The sequence below is a fragment of the Clostridium pacaense genome, from assembly GCF_020709765.2.
Lineage (GTDB): Bacteria > Bacillota > Clostridia > Lachnospirales > Lachnospiraceae > Enterocloster > Enterocloster hominis.
Genome location: NZ_JAJFEB020000001.1, coordinates 90096 through 106840 on the forward strand (window position 1 = coordinate 90096; position 16745 = coordinate 106840).

Here is a 16745-nt window from a genome sequence, read left to right on the forward strand (position 1 = left end):
ATGTATAATTGTGGGGAGAAATCGACAGGAGGGAATTTGTGTGCTTTTAAACGGAATCAGAGGGTTCTGTATGGCCATGGCGGACAGCGTGCCGGGCGTGTCAGGCGGAACCATTGCTTTTCTACTTGGATTTTATGATGAGTTCATTAACTCGTTAAATGATTTGATGGGAAAGGACAATGCCAGAAGGAAACAGGCATTCTTCTTTCTTTTTAAATTAGGCGTGGGATGGGTGGCCGGATTCTGCCTGTCCGTGCTTGTATTGTCGGGACTGTTCCAGGAACATATATATGAAATCAGTTCCGTGTTCATGGGACTTACCTTTTTTGCGGTGCCCATGGTCATACGGGAGGAGAAGGATTCCATCCGGGGAAGATATGGGAACCTGGTGTTCACGGTTCTCGGCATTGGGCTGGTGTTCTGCATCTCCTATTTTAATCCGGCGGGAGGACAGGGCATTAATGTCTCGGTGGAACATCTGTCGATGGGTCTGGTGGCCTATGTGTTCCTCACCGCCATGGTGGCCATCACCGCCATGGTGCTGCCCGGCATATCCGGTTCCACGCTGCTTCTCATATTCGGCATCTATGTGCCCATTATCGGTGCTGTGAAGGAATTGCTTCACATGAACCTGAATTACGTACCCATCCTGTTCGTGTTTGGCATGGGTGTCATCACCGGGATTGTGGGAATCATCAAAATCATTAAAATGTGTCTGGAGCGTTACCGTTCCCAGACCATCTACGCCATCCTGGGTCTGATGGTCGGTTCGCTGTATGCCATTACCAAGGGGCCGACTACCCTGGATGTACCCATGGAGCCTTTGGGGCTTCAGACCTTCAGCATACTGTTTTTCCTGCTTGGCGGCCTGATCCTGGCCGGGCTGGAGTTGTTAAAGACAAGGTTGGAGAAGTAAACAGATATCCATCAGACGGGAGGGGGATGCATGGGAAAGATTGTCCTTCTGGTGCCAAGGGAAGAAATGCTTTACCAGGCCCATAATATTCTTCAGGAAAAAAAGTATGCCATCAGCGACATGCGCGTCATCCAGACTGAAAATGCCGTGATGGAGGCCAGGAAAGCCATTGCGGCAGGGGCCTCCATCCTGATTGCCAGGGGCCTTCAGGCCTCCGTCATCAAGCAGTACACGGACATACCCGTGGTTGAGATTGTTGTCACGGCCCAGGAGATGGCCCTTCTTGTGGTGAAGGCAAAACAGATTGTGGGAAGGGACATGCCGGTCATCGCGGTGGTGGGCGTGAAGAACATGTTCTGTGACATGTCATACTTTGAAAGCATCTATGATATCAGGCTGAGGACCTACTTTGCTTCCAACGGCGCAGGGCTTAAGGAACAGTCCAGGCTGGCCATTGAGGAGGGGGCTGACCTGGTGATTGGCGGGGATGTGGCTGTGGGGACTGCGAAGGAAGCCGGATGTCCGTCCCTGTTCCTATCCATGACAGAGGATTCCCTGCGCACCGCCTTTGCCATGGCGGAGAGCATGGACTTTGCCATGGGGGCAGAGAAAAGGAGCAATGCCCAGATTGAGGCGCTGTTGGATTACTCCTTTAACGGCGTGGTCAACATGGACAAGGATGGAGTGATCACTGCCGTGAATCCTGTGATGAAGGATATCCTGGGACCGGACGGGGGACAGGTGGCCGGCAGGAAGATGGAGGATGTATTTAAGGACATTGACCACGGCAAGCTGACAGAGGTACTGGAGGGAAAGCAGGAGAGTTATTCCTCCTTCATGCAGGCGGGCAGCACTGCTGTTTTTGCAATCCTGGCACCGGTCAGGGTGGGGGATGAGACAGAAGGCGCAATCCTGACCTGCCATAAAGTCAAGCGCCAGGGACAGACCAGGGACCGGCAGGGCGCCGTGGCGGAGGGGCAGTTGAAGCACCACGGCCTGATTGCCAGGGGATGTTTCCAGTCCGTCCTGCAGCAATCAAAAGCAATGCAGGACTGTGTACATCTGGCCAGGCTGTATTCCCAGTCAGGACTGCCTGTACTGATTCTCGGGGAGACCGGAACGGAACAGCGACTGCTGGCAGAGAGTATGCACAATGCAGGGTTATATAATGACGGGGCATTTTTCTCCCTTTCCTGCAACGGGCTTTCGGAAACAGAACAGCACAGCATGATCTTCGGGGACAAGGGCGCCGTATTCCTGGCCAACCAGGGCACCATCTATATAGAAGACGTGGAACAGATGTCCCTGTCCAACCAGTTCGGCCTGTACCAGCTCATACGGTATAAAACCGGCAGCAGCAGGGATTTTGCCAGGACCGTACGCTTTGATGTCCGAATCATGGCATCCACTACAATGGACCTTAAGGGATTATGGGACCTGGCCGGGGCAGGCGGGTTCAGGAAGGATCTGCTGTATCTGATCAGCGGGCTGATGCTGTGTGTCCCGCCCTTAAGGAAACGCCCAGAAGACATGGAATTCCTGACAGAGGCATTATTAAAAGAATGCTGTGACAAATATGCAAGATACCATGTGCTGACCAGGGGCGCCATTCAATGCCTCATGGAATATGACTGGCCAGGCAACCGCCTGCAGCTGGAAACCTATATGAACCGGCTGGTGCTGACAGCGGAAAAGAGAAGTATCGACGAGATAATGGTACGCAGGCTCCATGACCAGCTGTACCCGGACCGCGGGCAGACACAGGATGGTGATGCTGCTTCAGGCCTGTCAGGACCCATCCGCGGGGAAGAGGAACGGCTCATACGCCAGGCCCTTGGAAGGTTTAACGGGAACCGGGAACGGACCGCTGACAGCCTTAACATCAGCAAGGCAACCCTTTGGAGGAAGATGAAGAAGTATGGTATTGATTCTTTTGAGACAAAAATGAAATAAATATTTCAATTATGAAATCATATTTGAAACAATGGGCGGCTTGTATAAAAAAAGCCGCCTTTTTCATTGACAATGCCAATTGTGGGAAAGGGCAGGCTCCGCTATAATGTGGTCATAGGTCATTCACAATGACAAGTCACTAATAATTGAATCTGAAAGGTGAGGTAACGAGATGAAAGTAGGTTTTATCGGATTAGGCATCATGGGAAAGCCAATGAGCAAGAATTTATTAAAAGCTGGTTATGAACTGGTTGTTTTTGATTTTAATAAGGACGCTGTGAACGAAGTAGTTGGATGCGGCGCTGCTGCAGTGAACAGCGGTAAGGAGGTTGCAGAGCAGTGTGAGGTCGTCATCACAATGGTTCCCAACTCCCCACATGTGCGTGCGGCTGTATTAGGTGAGAACGGCGTTGCCGACGGCGCAAAGCCAGGCACGGTTGTAATTGATATGAGTTCCATCGACCCAACCGAGAGCAAGGCCATTGGCGCTGAGCTGGCCAAGAAGGGCATTGACATGCTGGACGCCCCTGTATCCGGCGGGGAGCCAAAGGCAATCGACGGAACCCTGTCCGTCATGGTAGGCGGCAAAAAGGAACTATTTGACAAGTACTATGACATGCTGATGGTAATGGCAGGCTCAGTTGTATACGTGGGCGAGCTGGGAAGCGGCAATGTGGCCAAGCTGGCGAACCAGATTGTGGTTGCCGTCAACATTGCGGCTGTATCTGAAGCGCTTACATTTGCCAAGAAGGCAGGCACTGACCCGGAACTAGTATACCAGGCCATCAGGGGCGGACTGGCCGGCTCCACTGTCATGGATGCAAAGGCTCCCATGATGCTTAGCAGGAACTTTAAGCCGGGATTCCGCATCGAACTGCATATCAAGGACCTGAACAATGCCCTGAACGCTGCGCATGCAATCAGTTCACCGGTTCCGTTAACAGGACAGCTGATGGAAATCATGCAGGGATTAAAAGCAGACGGCTATGAGAAGGAAGACCATTCCAGCATTGTCAAGTATTATGAGAAGATTGCCAATACCACAGTAGAGTCATAATCAGGCCTAAAAGGAGAAGCGTCATGAATACAGATTTTATCAAGGGTGTCATTGTCCCCATCCTCACCCCGATCAATGAGAACGAATTCATTGATGAGGCTAAGTTAAGAGACCAGGTTAATTATGTGATTGACGGCGGCGTGCTGGGCATCCTGGCATTTGGCAGCAACGGCGAGTTCTATATGATTGAAGAAGATGAGATGGAGCGCGGCTTGAAGATCATGATTGACCAGGCCGGCGGACGGGTTCCCGTATACTTCGGCATCGGTGCAATCAGCACTAAGAAATGCTGCAGGCTTGCGAAAATGGCTGCCGCCAATGGCGCTGCCGGTATCTCCATACTCCAGCCCATGTTCTTAAAGCCCACGGAAGACGAGCTGTTCCTTCACTTTAAGACCATTGCGGAGACTGTGCCGGAGACCCCTGTGCTGCTTTACAATAATCCGGGCCGTGTCAATTATACCATGTCCGCCAGGCTGGTAGAGCGTCTTGCCCGCGAAATCCCCAATATCGTGGGAATGAAGGATACCAGCGGCGATATCACCCAGACATCTGAATTCATCCGCAGGACGCGTGACACAGGCTTCAAGGTATTTGGCGGAAAGGATACCCTGTTATATGCATCCATGTGCCACGGCGCCGTGGGCGGGGTTTGTACCGCAGCCAACTTCATGCCTGAGCTGATAGTGGATGTGTACAACAAGTATGTTGCAGGTGACCTTGCCGGTTCCCTGGAAGCCCAGTTCAAGCTGAATCCCGTAAGGCTTTCCATGGACGGCGCAAGCTTCCCTGTGGCAGCCAAGGATATGGCTAACTTAAGGGGCAGGAACATCGGGCTTCCCTATACGCCCAACCTGGCAACTCCCGAAGGTCCTGTATTGGACAGGATTAAGGCTGAGATGAAGGGTGCAGGCCTTATCTGACCGGCTATTTACTGATTATTTACCACCGCCTGGTGCGGATTTGATTACTCCATAGTTTAAATGCAGACAGGCCGTCAGCGCTGGTTACATAGCTGACGGCCTGTCTGCTGTCCCTGTTCACTTTGACAGACTGTTATTTTATGCCTTTTTGTATGAAATACTGGCATCCCCCCTGGTGTCATGTTATAATCTATTTAATGATTTAGAGAAAAAATTATAACATGCTGGGTGGGCGGTATGAGGGAGTGTGGGAGATACATCAAATATATATGGTTAACTGTCTTTTTGGCACTGTCCATCAGTGCCTTGTTCCTGTTTCCGGCCAGGGCCGCTGACAAGGTACGTGTGGGCTGTGTGGATATTGGGAACTTTATCCAGATGGATCCGGACGGCCGTGCCTATGGCTATGGGGCAGAGTACCTGGATAAGATAGCGGAATATGCGGGATGGGAATACGAGTATGTACAGGCCTCATGGGAAGAGTGCCTTAAGATGCTTAAGACAGGGGAGATTGAACTTCTCCTTCCGGCCGAGTACAGTGAGGAGCGGGCCAGGGATTATCTGTTCAGCAGCTACGAATGCTGCTTTGATTTCGTTGCACTTGTGGGGCGCAGGACGGACAACCGTCTGTATTATGATGATTACGCCGGATTTGACGGTATGCGTGTGGGCATGATAAAGGGCAATTATCTCAACGGCCTGTTTGAGGAATATGCGGGAAGCCACGGTTTTACCTATGAAACCGTATTGTATGACACCGGTACAAAGCTTCTCAATGCCTTGGACAGGGAAGAAGTAGATGCCATCATAAACGGCAACATGGAGTTCAATGTCAATCAGAAGCTGTTGGCCAAGATTGACTATATGCCGGCTTATTTCATAACCTCGGTGAAGCGTCCGGACCTGATGGAACAGCTGGACCAGGCGCTGAAACAGGTTTTTATTGAAAATCCCTACTACTCAGCCTCCCTCTATGACAAATATTACGGGGACATGGAAGGCCAGTTTGCGGAGTTCACCCGTGAGGAAATCCAATTCATCAAAGGCAGCGGCCCGGTGACCGTGCTTATTTCGCCTGACGATTATCCCTTTGAATGGTATGACAGGCCTTCTAAAACGTGCAGGGGCGCATTTGTGGATTATATGAGATACCTTGGGAAGATAAGCGGCCTTCGGTTTGATTTCGTTCCAGGCAGTTCAGGCAGTTCCCTCAAGGATGACATTGCCGATGAAGACGCCCAGGTAATCATGAGTATATTCAGGAACCGTCTGGACAGTGATGATGAAGGCCTGTCCTATACCTCGCCTTTTTACAGCTGCAGCTTCAGTCTGGTGGGCAAGCGGGATGAGGCGCTGAACCTTTCCGCCCATCAGCGGATTGCCGTGGTCAGACAGGCGGAAGGCCTGATGGAACTGCTGAAGAAAAAATACCCACTGTGGGAGGTACTGACCTTTGGGACTCCGGAGGACTGCCTGAAGGCAGTGGAGGACGGGACAGCGGACTGTGCCATGGTTTCCTCAATCAAGATTTCAGCGGACAGGAACATGCTGGGCGCCAGGCTATTGGTAGTGGATGGAAGCACGGCCAGTGCCTCGGTATATATGGCAGTGACGGAACAGGCGGACCCGCTGTTAGTCCATGTCCTCTCAAAGACCATTGCCAAGGCCGGTTCCAGTCCCATTGATGAGGCGGTTTACAGGACCGTCCTGTCCGCCGGGGAACGCAAAGGGTTCAGTTACTTTGTGCGCACCTATCCGGTACAGTTCGCGGTCACGGTCATAGCCATATCGCTTATGGTCATGGGAATCATTTTCATAAGCTATGACAGCAGGCACCAGAAGCTGCAGAACCTGATCCTGCAGAAAAAGAATGAGGAACTGAAGGCAGCCATTGCCATGCAGAAGCTTCTGCGCCGCAAAGCCCAGACAGACCAGCTGACAGGCCTTACAAATAAAACCACCACAGAGGAACTTTGCCGTGCCTGCATTGAGGATGCAGATGGAAAGAACCTTGCCCTCTTCATCCTGGACCTGGATGACTTTAAGCATATTAACGATGAACGGGGACACCAGGCAGGCGATACCGTGCTGAAAGCCTTCGGCGCCACCCTTCAGGGCTGCATCCGCCAGGACGATATAGCGGGCCGGATCGGCGGCGATGAATTCATGCTGTTCATGTCAGGGGTAAAGGATAAGGAGCAGGTGGCAAGGTCGGCAGAACGGATTTACACGGCCCTTAAGGAGAATCCTGACTTTAATGCCACCTGCAGCATGGGAATCGTACTTGCCAAAGGCGGGCAGATGCCTTATGAGGAAATGTTCCGGAAAGCAGACGCTGCCCTGTATGCTGCAAAGGACAGCGGTAAGAACTGGTATCACATCACAGAAACAGCATCAGAAGGGGAATCGTGACCAGGGATAGGATGGTGGTCGTCACGATGCACCGGGATGCGTAGTCCTCATCGGCCCCGTATTTGGCTGCCAGAAGCGCGCTGGTGCTGCCTGCCGGCATACCGGTAAGGATCAGTGAGACGCCTGCCAGCATTGGTTCCACGCGGATGATGTTAAGGATGAGAAGTGCCACCATGGGCAGGGCTATGAGACGGATGAAGGCCAGGTAGAAGAGGCTGGGCTCCAGTAACTTTTTCCATGGGACGCCAATCATCATGGTGCCGATCACCATCATGGACAGCGGGGAAGTGACAGCGCCTATGTTGCCGATGGCAGTGTCCAGGAAACCGGGGACAGGGAAACCGCTGATCCTGCGCGCCAGGCCCAGGAATACGGTGATGATACATGGATTCAGCAGGATATTCCTGCATTTTGTCTTAAAGTCGGCGGTGGTGAACACGGCAAGTCCTGCGGTCCACATGAAGATACGGTTCGGGATGATGAAAATGGACGCTGCAAACAATCCGTCGGCCCCGTATACGGAGGATACCATGGGCATTCCCAGGAAACCTGAATTATTCACCAGGGTGCAGTACTGGAGGATGCTTTTCTTGTCCTGGGGATATCTGTTGTAGATTACCTTTCCCAGCAGATAGGAGAGGATGGAGATGCAGAACGCCACTGCCAGGATCATGGCGGTCTGGACCAGGATCTGGGGGGTCAGGGGCTTGTTAAAGGAATTGAAGATCATACAGGGAAGGGTTATCTTAAGGATCAGGTCCACCAGTTTCTTCTTGGTTTCCTGGTCAATGAGATGTATTTTCATGCAGTACATTCCTACTGCCATATAAACTAAAAGGATGAGCTGGGCATTCAGCATTTTTGTGAAACTATCCATGATGTGGGTCCTCCGCGGTATCATTCATCGGCATGCTCTGTCATTGCATACCGTATAAGAGTATACCTCAGTTCATGCAGGAAAGCCAATAAGTTTTTTTGAGAGATAGGATAAGAAATTTTAATAGGACCTTTAATTGATTGACAGGGGACCCGGATTAAAATATAATCATGGGTAGGCTGTTTGATTCTTAAAATATAGAAGAGGTACATATGCGTCGCTTATCATACATCATAGTAAGTTTAATCATGGTCTTAACCATGTCTTCCATAACCGCTTTTGCAAGGCCTGACTGGCCCACGGACACAGGGGTGCAGTCGGAAGCAGGCATTGTCATGGATATGGATTCGGGGGCTGTGCTCTTTGCCCAGAACATACATGAGCAGAAGATTCCCGCCAGCATCACCAAGCTGCTGACCGCCCTTGTGGTCATTGAGAACTGTGATGATCTGGACGATAAGGTTACCTTCTCCCATGATGCAGTATACAACGTGGAGTCTGGAAGCGGCAACAAGCTGGCCTTGGAGGAAGGGGACGTGCTGAGCGTCCGCGAATGCCTCTATGTGATGCTTCTCCAGTCCTCCAACCAGGCGGCCAATGCCCTGGCGGAATATATCGGGGGCAGCCGCTCCGGGTTCGTGGACATGATGAACCGGAAGGTGGCGGACCTGGGATGCCAGGAAAGCCATTTTGCCAACCCTTCCGGGCTGAATGACGACACCCAGCGCACGTCCGCCTATGACATGGCCCTGATTGCCAGGGCCGCGTTCCAGAACCAGCAGCTTTTAGAAATCAGTTCCACAAGGAAGGCATCCATCCCGGCTACCATCAACAATCCGGATGGAAGGACATTTTCCATGGAACATAAGCTTCTGATTACGGAAGACGAGAACAGCGTGGAGTATTATCCGGACGCCGTGGCTGGAAAGACGGGCTGGACCTCCCAGGCAGGCCAGACCCTTGTGACCTATGCCAGACGCGGCGGCAGGGGAGAGATTGCAGTCACCTTAAGAAGCACCCAGAAAACCCATTACTCAGACACAAAGACCATCCTGGATTTCGGCTTTGCCCGGTTCCAGAATGTCAACATAGCTGATAATGAGACAGAATACGTGACAGGCGATACGCCGGTCACCATTGGCGGTGAGACATATCAGCCGTCTGAGCTTTATATCGATAAGACGGCCGTCATCACCATTCCCAATGAGGCCGGGTTCACGGATGCTGAAAGGGAACTGGTGACGGAACTGCCAAAGGACCATCCCAAGGAGGCCGTGGCAAAACTGGTCTATACCTATAACGAAAGGAAGATAGGCGAGGGATGGCTGTTCACCACAAGGGCCCAGTCCGTGGACGCGGCTGCCCCTCCTTCGGAAGGGGAGTCCCCTGCGGGAACAGAACCGTCCGGGGATGGAACGGGCCAGGAGGCCCCTGGCTTCAAACTGCCCACCCCCCTTCTCATGGCTGGGATTGGAGTCCTCTGCCTGGCAGCGGTCATTGCAGGGAGCTGGCTCTGGGTTAAAAAGCGCCGGGACGCAGAGCGTGAGCGCCAGCGCCAGCTGCGCGAGAAACGCAGACAGAGGCTGGCTGATATCGGGTTCACGGAAGAGGATTTTGAACGGATCCTGGAAGAGCGCAGACAGCAGCGCGATATGCGCTGACTGAAGCAGCGTCCAAAGAATGGGTGCGCAGTCATGCCAAAAGGCACGGATGAAAAGACAGGATACTGGATAATATGCTGGAATGAGACGCGGGCAGATGAAAATGTCTGTCTGCGTCTCATTCAGTGTCTTTGGCCTGACAGACCGGGTACAGGCATGAATTGAAGGAGGTATGGATTTGGCTTATTTTCCGTTTTTTGCAGATATTGAGGGAAGGAAGTGGCTGATTGCAGGCGGAGGGGAGGTGGCCTGCCGCAAGGTGCGCGACCTGATTCCCTACGGTCCACTTATCCAGGTGGTATCGCCCTGCCTTTGTGAGGGACTTTTGGATATGGTGCAGGGCGGCGTTTACGGGGATGCCCTGTCCGTGGCACGGCGTGGGTTCGAAGACAGTGATATTGAGGACGCTGATTTTGTGATTGCAGCAACCAGCGACACTGCATTAAACAGCCACATATCCAGCCTTTGCCGTATTAAGAAAATCCCGGTCAATGTGGTGGATGTGAAGGAGGAATGTTCCTTTATCTTTCCCTCCATTGTCAGGGATGATCCTGTGGTGGTGGGCATATCCACAGGAGGGATGAGTCCTGTCATAGCCAGGTACTTAAAGGACAGGATAAAGGCGGCAATGCCTGAGGGGCTGGGAGGTCTGGCCGCCAGGCTGGGCGGATACAGGGCGCAGGTCAAGGAACGGTTTCCCCATTCCCCTGCCATACGTTCTGCTGTTTTCTATGAGCTGGCACAAGAAGGCCTTCAACATGGCTGCCATCTCACGGACACCCAGGCAGAGACTATCATAAACAGAAAGCGGGAACAAGAACATGAGTAATATCATCCGTATCGGCACAAGGAAAAGCGCCCTGGCCCTGATCCAGACCCATCTGATTGCAGACGGACTGAAACGGGCATGGCCTGACATAGAGGTGGAACTGGTCACCAAGGAGACACTGGGAGATAAAATCCTGGATAAACCGCTGCAGGAATTCGGAGGTAAGGGGGTATTTGTCTCTGAATTTGAACAGGCCATGAAGGAAGGCGCCATTGACCTGGCCGTGCACAGCGCCAAGGACCTGCCCATGGAACTGGGTGAGGGACTGGTGATTGCAGCCGTATCCGGGCGCGGGGACCCCAGGGATGTGCTGGTGACCATGAAAGGCGCCCCTAAGGACAGGGAACATATTGTAATCGGCACCTCCAGTCCCAGAAGACAGCTGGAAGCAGTGGAATACCGCGGGCAGCTGTGGCCGGGGGCCGCCAGTCTAACCTGTGCCACCCTGCGGGGAAATGTCCACACACGGCTCAGGAAGCTGGAGGAGGGGCTTTATGACGGTATCATCCTGGCCGCGGCCGGATTGGAACGTCTGGACCTTCTAGGAAACCCTTCCTATGATTTTAAATATCTGGACCCCACGGTGTTCATTCCCGCCGGAGGCCAGGGAATCATGGCGGTGGAGGCCCGGGAGGGCAGTGACGCCGCCAGGCTCTGCCAGGCCATTGACAGCCGGGAGGGGCGTCTGTGCCTGACCCTGGAGCGCATGGTGCTGAAGCTTCTGGACGCGGGCTGCCATGAACCCATCGGCATCTATTCCAATATCATGGATGGAAAGATGGAGGTATGGGGAATCAGCAGGCCGGACCGTGTCACGAGACGGATCAGCCTGGAGGGAGCGGTCACGGAAAAAGAACTGGAAGCGCTTGCCCTGCAGGCAGGAAGGGGACTGATGTAAGATGGATAGATTGGGATGTGTGTATCTGGTAGGAGCAGGCCCGGGAGACCCCGGGCTGATGACGATAAAGGGCAGGGAACTTCTGTCCTCCTGCGACGTGGTGGTTTACGACCATCTGGCGTCGAAGCGGTTTCTGGACTGGGTTCCTGAAACCTGCAGGAAAATCTATGTGGGAAAACAGGCAGGGCATCACTCCATGAAACAGGAGGAGATTAACGACGTCCTGGTGGAGCTGGCCTTATCCGGCCATACGGTTGTAAGGCTGAAGGGCGGGGACCCCTTTGTGTTCGGACGCGGAGGGGAGGAAATCCTGGCCTTGGAAAAACACGGCATTCCTTACGAGACAGTGCCCGGCGTGACCTCCGCAGTTGCCGTACCGGAATGCGCCGGGATACCGGTGACCCACCGGGCTGTCAGCCGAAGCTTCCATGTCATCACAGGACATACCCAGGCCGGAATGGAATGCCTTCCGCCTGATTTTGGGGTATATGGGACATTACCCGGCACCTTGGTCTTCCTTATGGGGCTGGGGCAGCTTCCACTGATTGCAAAGCAGCTGATTGACAGCGGAAAGTCTCCTGACACACCGGCGGCTGTCATAGAGAACGGGACGCTGCCGGGCGAGCGGGTTGTACGGGCCCCATTGTCCCAGATAAGCAGCCGTGTCAGGGAAGCCGGGCTTGGGACCCCGGCCATCATTGTGGTCGGGGATACGGCCGCATATGAGATGAAGTACAGGACCGCAGGCCCCCTTGCGGGCAGGCGGGTGGGGATTACCGGAACAGAGCAGTTTGCCAGGAAACTGGCAGCAGCCCTTTCGGAACAGGGGGCGCAGGTTTCCTGGCTGGTAAACATGAAGGTGGAGGACCACATAGAGGAAGCCCCCATGCAGGCCGCGTACCGGAACCTCCCTTCCTATACCTGGCTTGTGTTTACAAGCGCCAACGGTGTAAGGCTTTTTTTCCAGGGGCTGTTCAAAGACGGAAGGGATTGCCGCTGCCTGGGGCATGTGAAGTTTGCGGTAATCGGGGACGGTACGGGCAGGGAACTGTCCGGGTATGGATTCAACGCGGACTATATGCCGGACACATACTGTGCGAAAGCCCTGGCAGACGGCCTGGTCCATGCGGTAAGCCCGGGGGACAGGCTGCTGATTGCCAGGTCCGCAGGCGGTTCCCCCATACTTGCGCAGACACTCCTCAATGCGGGGATCCACTTTGATGACATTGTCCTCTATGAAGTGACGGGCCAGCCGTCCGCTTCCTTTATCCCGGAGGAGGTAATGGGATTTGACTACATTACATTTGCCAGCGCGTCCGGGGTCAGGGCATTTTTCGACTGTCTGACCCAAGGGGGAACCGGGGATAAGGCGGTTGGGATACAGGGGATTGCAGGACATCCAAAGGATACGAAACTGGTCTGCATCGGCGCGGTCACTGCCCGCGAACTGGAGCGCCAGGGATATAAGGCGGACATCACCGCAGCACAGTATCATATTGAAGGTCTTGTTAAGGCAATCATAAAGGATTCATTTGTATAACCTGAAGTTATTAAAAATATATAAATAAAGTATAAACAAACCGTTAATTTTCCATTGCCATCTTCACGCTGAAGTGATAAACTCCTTGTCATCAAGACTTGATGATAAATACTTAATGTGAGGAGACCTGAATATGAACGGTTTATTGATGATGTTGTTAGCTGTAGTGGTTTTAGGCGGCGCTTATCTGATTTACGGCAGATACCTTGCCAGGAAATGGGGCGTGGATCCCGATGCAAAGACGCCTGCCTATGAGATGGAGGACGGGGTGGACTATGTCCCTGCTGATACCAATGTTGTGTTTGGACACCAGTTCGCATCCATTGCAGGAGCCGGTCCCATTAACGGTCCCATCCAGGCAGCCATGTTCGGCTGGCTTCCCGTGATGCTGTGGATCCTGTTGGGAGGCGTGTTCTTTGGAGCGGTACAGGATTTTGCATCCATGTATGCTTCTGTCAAGAACAAGGGGCGTTCCATCGGCTATATCATTGAACTCTATATCGGCAGGCTGGGAAAACGGCTGTTCCTGCTATTCACCTGGCTGTTTTCCATCCTGGTGGTAGCCGCCTTTGCAGATATCGTGGCCGGTACCTTTAATGGATTCGATGCCGCCACAGGAGAGCGCATCGCTGCCAACGGCGCAGTGGCGTCCACATCCCTGCTGTTCATCCTGTTTGCAGTGGCCCTTGGCTTTTTCCTGAAGTTCGGGAAATGCGGCAAACTCATGAATACACTGGCGGCCATCGGGCTTTTAGTCCTCGCTGTTGCGCTGGGGCTGGCATTCCCGGTATATGTTCCCCAGGGCAGCTGGCTTATCTTTGTATTCCTGTATGTGATCGTGGCATGTGTCACCCCGGTCTGGGCGCTGCTCCAGCCAAGGGACTACTTAAACAGCTACCTGCTGCTGGCCATGATCATCGGTTCGGTCCTTGGAATCTGTGTCTACAATCCATCCATGAACCTGCCATCCTTTACATCCTTTGCGTTCATGGACGGGAACGGCAACATTTCCTATCTGTTCCCAACCCTGTTCGTGACCATTGCCTGCGGCGCTGTATCCGGGTTCCATTCACTGGTTTCCTCGGGAACGGCCAGCAAGCAGATTAAGAATGAAAAGAACATGCTTCCGGTTTCATTCGGCGCCATGCTGCTGGAGAGCCTGCTGGCCATCACCGCGCTGATTGCAGTGGGCGCCCTGGCCACGGGCGGGACGCTGCCAACCGGCACGCCTCCCCAGGTATTTGCCAAGGCCATTGCCATGTTCCTTACCTCCCTGGGACTGCCGGATTCCGTCAGCTACACCCTGATCACGCTGTCCATTTCCGCCTTTGCCCTGACCAGCCTTGACTCAGTGGCCCGTGTGGGACGCATTGCTTTCCAGGAATTCTTTACAAACGATGATGTTGCTCCAGAAAACCAAGGTTCCTTAAACCGGGTGCTGACCAACAAGTACTTTTCCACCATACTGACCCTGGCCCTGTGTTATGCGCTGTCAAGGGCAGGCTATGCAAGCATCTGGCCCCTGTTTGGCTCTGCCAACCAGCTGCTGTCCGCACTGGCCCTGATTGCATGCGCCGTGTTCTTAAAGAGGACCCACAGACAGGGCGTGATGCTCTGGGGACCCATGGTCATCATGCTGGGCGTTACCTTTACGGCCCTGGCCCTTAAGATACGGGACCTGGTAACCGCCCTTTCCAGCCAGTTTGTGTTCGGCAATGCGCTCCAGCTTGTATTTGCAGTCCTCCTTCTGGTCCTTGGTGTGATTGTGGCCTTTGAGGGAATCAGGAAACTTCTGGAAAAGGATACGGAGGCAGCAGATGGTGCGTCCGGTAAAGAGGTGACCGCTTAACACGGCCTAGTGCTCCATCCAGTCAGAAACCGTACTGCCAGTGCTGGATATTTTGTCAGCCTGCAAGGCGGAGGAGGGAAGCGGAGTGGGTCCTCCGCTGACTGACGACAACGCGGCAGATGGCAAAATAGGCAGTGCTGGAAGTACGGTTTCTGGCTGGATGGAGCACTAGATTAAAACAATCGTTAAACAAATGAAATATTTTCCTAAGGAACATCTGCTAAAATAGTAAGCAAACAATTAAGGACAGGGAGGCAGGGTCTTGGGAGATGTAAAAAGGAACCATAAGGTGAGGCAGGGAATCCTGGTGGGTGTTTTGGTGCTGGCCTGCATACTGACAGCGGCAGCTGTCTGGCTGACCAGAAGAGGGAAGGGGGCAAGCCAGGTCACAGGGGACGCCTATTATGCGGGCCGGTTCCCTCTGGAGGCATATTTTGACTACAGCCAGAGGGACGATGACTGGGCCGGCAATACCCTGGGCGGGTCCGGGGATACCATGGCGTCCTCCGGCTGCCTGACCTGCTGTATCGCAGCGTCTTTAAAAGCCCAGGGGATATATGACCATACGCCTGGTGAACTGAACCGGATATTCAATGAAAACGGGGTTTACAATGAAAACGGCGCCATCCTGTGGGCGGCCCTTGAGGAAGCCCTGCCAGGGGTCTATGTGGATCTGTCTGACGATACATCCGCCGCGTCCGTCAACCGCATGATAAGGGAAGGAAGGTATCCCATTGTCAAAGTGAAACGCAAAAGCGGGGCCGTGCACTGGATCATGCTGACCGGCACGGAGGAGGATGGTTTTGACATCACGGCCATGGACCCCATTGACGGATACGTCCATCTGAGCGACTACTCCAATCTGATTTACGGGGTCAGGATTGTATCCGCAGAAAAGGGTATAGGACAGGCATCTGCAGGGGAAGCAGATGATGCTGGTGCTGCTGGTGGTGATACGGGCGGTGATTCCGGCCATCAACCAACGGATGGATCATACAACAATCCTGGCAGCGGTACGGATAGCATAGCCATCAATCCGGACGGAACCTGCCTGGAGGAACGTTTTCCCGCCCCTGCCGGATACACAAGGGAGGATGCGCCGGAAGGAAGCTTCCAGCAGTATCTGAGAAGGTTTCCCCTGAAAGCGGATAAAAGCCCTGTCCTGCTTTATGACGGCAGCGAGAAGGGGAATCAGGGCGCCCACGAAGCCGTATTTGACCTGCCTGTCTTTGACAGCGACCTTCAGCAATGCGCGGACAGCATCATCCGCGTTTATGCGGAATATTTCTGGTCCACAGGGAACCAAGACAGGATTGCGTTCCACCTGACCAATGGTTTTCTGATGGATTATCCCTCATGGAGGGAAGGGAACCGGCTTCAGGTGGACGGGAACCAGGTGTCGTGGGTAAAGAAGGCGTCCTATGATGATTCCTATGAAACCTTCCTCCTGTATCTGAAATATGTGATGATGTATGCGGGAACCCTGTCCCTGGATGAGGAGGGTTCACCCATATCCCCGGACCAGCTAAAGGCAGGCGACATGTTCATCAAAGGCGGCAGCCCCGGGCACTGCGTCATGGTTGCGGATGTGGCCGTGAACGGGGACGGGGAGACCTGTTTCCTTCTGGCCCAGGGCTATATGCCTGCCCAGGAGTTCCATGTCCTGAAGAACCCGGACAGCGAGGGGAATCCCTGGTATTTTACCAAAGACCTATCCTACCCCTTCCTCACCCCTGAATACGTGTTCCAGGAGGGAAGCCTGAAACGATGGGGAGGATTTTGATTTCTCATTGTCACATTTCCTGATTCCTGTTATAATAGTACGGAAAA

12 protein-coding genes are annotated in these 16745 nt (G+C 53.4%); 11 read left to right on the forward strand and 1 reads right to left on the reverse strand.

Annotated features, from left to right (window positions below; all coding sequences use genetic code 11):
- Nucleotides 1–40: 40 nt before the first annotated feature.
- From LK536_RS30070 to LK536_RS30090, 5 genes are all read left to right on the forward strand, one after another.
- Nucleotides 41–916 carry a DUF368 domain-containing protein gene (locus tag LK536_RS30070; protein WP_329602184.1) on the forward strand — a complete coding sequence of 292 codons (876 nt, stop codon included), beginning with the start codon at nucleotides 41–43 and terminating at the stop codon, nucleotides 914–916.
- A gap of 30 nt (nucleotides 917–946) precedes the next feature.
- Nucleotides 947–2869 (forward strand): PrpR N-terminal domain-containing protein, encoded by a 1923-nt coding sequence (locus LK536_RS30075; protein ID WP_227794812.1) that lies wholly within the window; start codon nucleotides 947–949, stop codon nucleotides 2867–2869.
- A 172-nt stretch (nucleotides 2870–3041) separates the two neighbouring features.
- On the forward strand, nucleotides 3042–3926 hold the full coding sequence (gene garR, locus LK536_RS30080) for a 2-hydroxy-3-oxopropionate reductase (protein WP_008725947.1): 885 nt from the start codon (nucleotides 3042–3044) through the stop codon (nucleotides 3924–3926).
- A gap of 23 nt (nucleotides 3927–3949) precedes the next feature.
- Nucleotides 3950–4849 (forward strand): dihydrodipicolinate synthase family protein, encoded by a 900-nt coding sequence (locus LK536_RS30085; protein ID WP_227794813.1) that lies wholly within the window; start codon nucleotides 3950–3952, stop codon nucleotides 4847–4849.
- Between the two features lie 285 nt (nucleotides 4850–5134).
- A complete protein-coding gene (locus LK536_RS30090; RefSeq protein WP_506092011.1) occupies nucleotides 5135–7261 on the forward strand; it encodes a diguanylate cyclase in 2127 nt (708 codons plus the stop codon).
- On the opposite strand, the gene LK536_RS30095 is transcribed toward LK536_RS30090, so the two are convergent.
- A complete protein-coding gene (locus LK536_RS30095) occupies nucleotides 7230–8138 on the reverse strand; it encodes an AEC family transporter (protein ID WP_008725941.1) in 909 nt (302 codons plus the stop codon). The genes LK536_RS30090 and LK536_RS30095 overlap by 32 nt on opposite strands.
- 212 nt (nucleotides 8139–8350) lie before the next feature.
- Here LK536_RS30095 and LK536_RS30100 point away from each other — a divergent pair, with 212 nt between their 5' ends.
- The 6 genes from LK536_RS30100 (at nucleotide 8351) to LK536_RS30125 (ending at nucleotide 16698) form a co-directional block, all read left to right on the forward strand.
- Nucleotides 8351–9799, forward strand: coding sequence for a D-alanyl-D-alanine carboxypeptidase family protein (locus LK536_RS30100; protein WP_227794815.1), 1449 nt, complete (start codon nucleotides 8351–8353; stop codon nucleotides 9797–9799).
- 172 nt (nucleotides 9800–9971) lie between these two features.
- Complete coding sequence (locus LK536_RS30105) at nucleotides 9972–10628, forward strand: precorrin-2 dehydrogenase/sirohydrochlorin ferrochelatase family protein (protein ID WP_227794816.1); 657 nt, start codon at nucleotides 9972–9974, stop codon at nucleotides 10626–10628.
- Nucleotides 10621–11526 (forward strand): hydroxymethylbilane synthase, encoded by a 906-nt coding sequence (gene hemC / locus LK536_RS30110; RefSeq protein ID WP_227794817.1) that lies wholly within the window; start codon nucleotides 10621–10623, stop codon nucleotides 11524–11526. Before LK536_RS30105 ends, hemC begins: the two co-directional genes overlap by 8 nt.
- Before the next feature lies 1 nt (nucleotide 11527).
- Nucleotides 11528–13066: a uroporphyrinogen-III C-methyltransferase gene (gene cobA, locus LK536_RS30115; protein ID WP_227794818.1), complete on the forward strand. Its 1539-nt coding sequence runs from the start codon at nucleotides 11528–11530 to the stop codon at nucleotides 13064–13066.
- 133 nt (nucleotides 13067–13199) lie between these two features.
- Entirely contained in the window at nucleotides 13200–14915 is a 1716-nt protein-coding gene (locus tag LK536_RS30120) for a carbon starvation CstA family protein (protein ID WP_227794819.1), read from the forward strand.
- 262 nt (nucleotides 14916–15177) lie between these two features.
- A complete protein-coding gene (locus tag LK536_RS30125; protein ID WP_227794820.1) occupies nucleotides 15178–16698 on the forward strand; it encodes a DUF4846 domain-containing protein in 1521 nt (506 codons plus the stop codon).
- Nucleotides 16699–16745 lie beyond the last annotated feature (47 nt).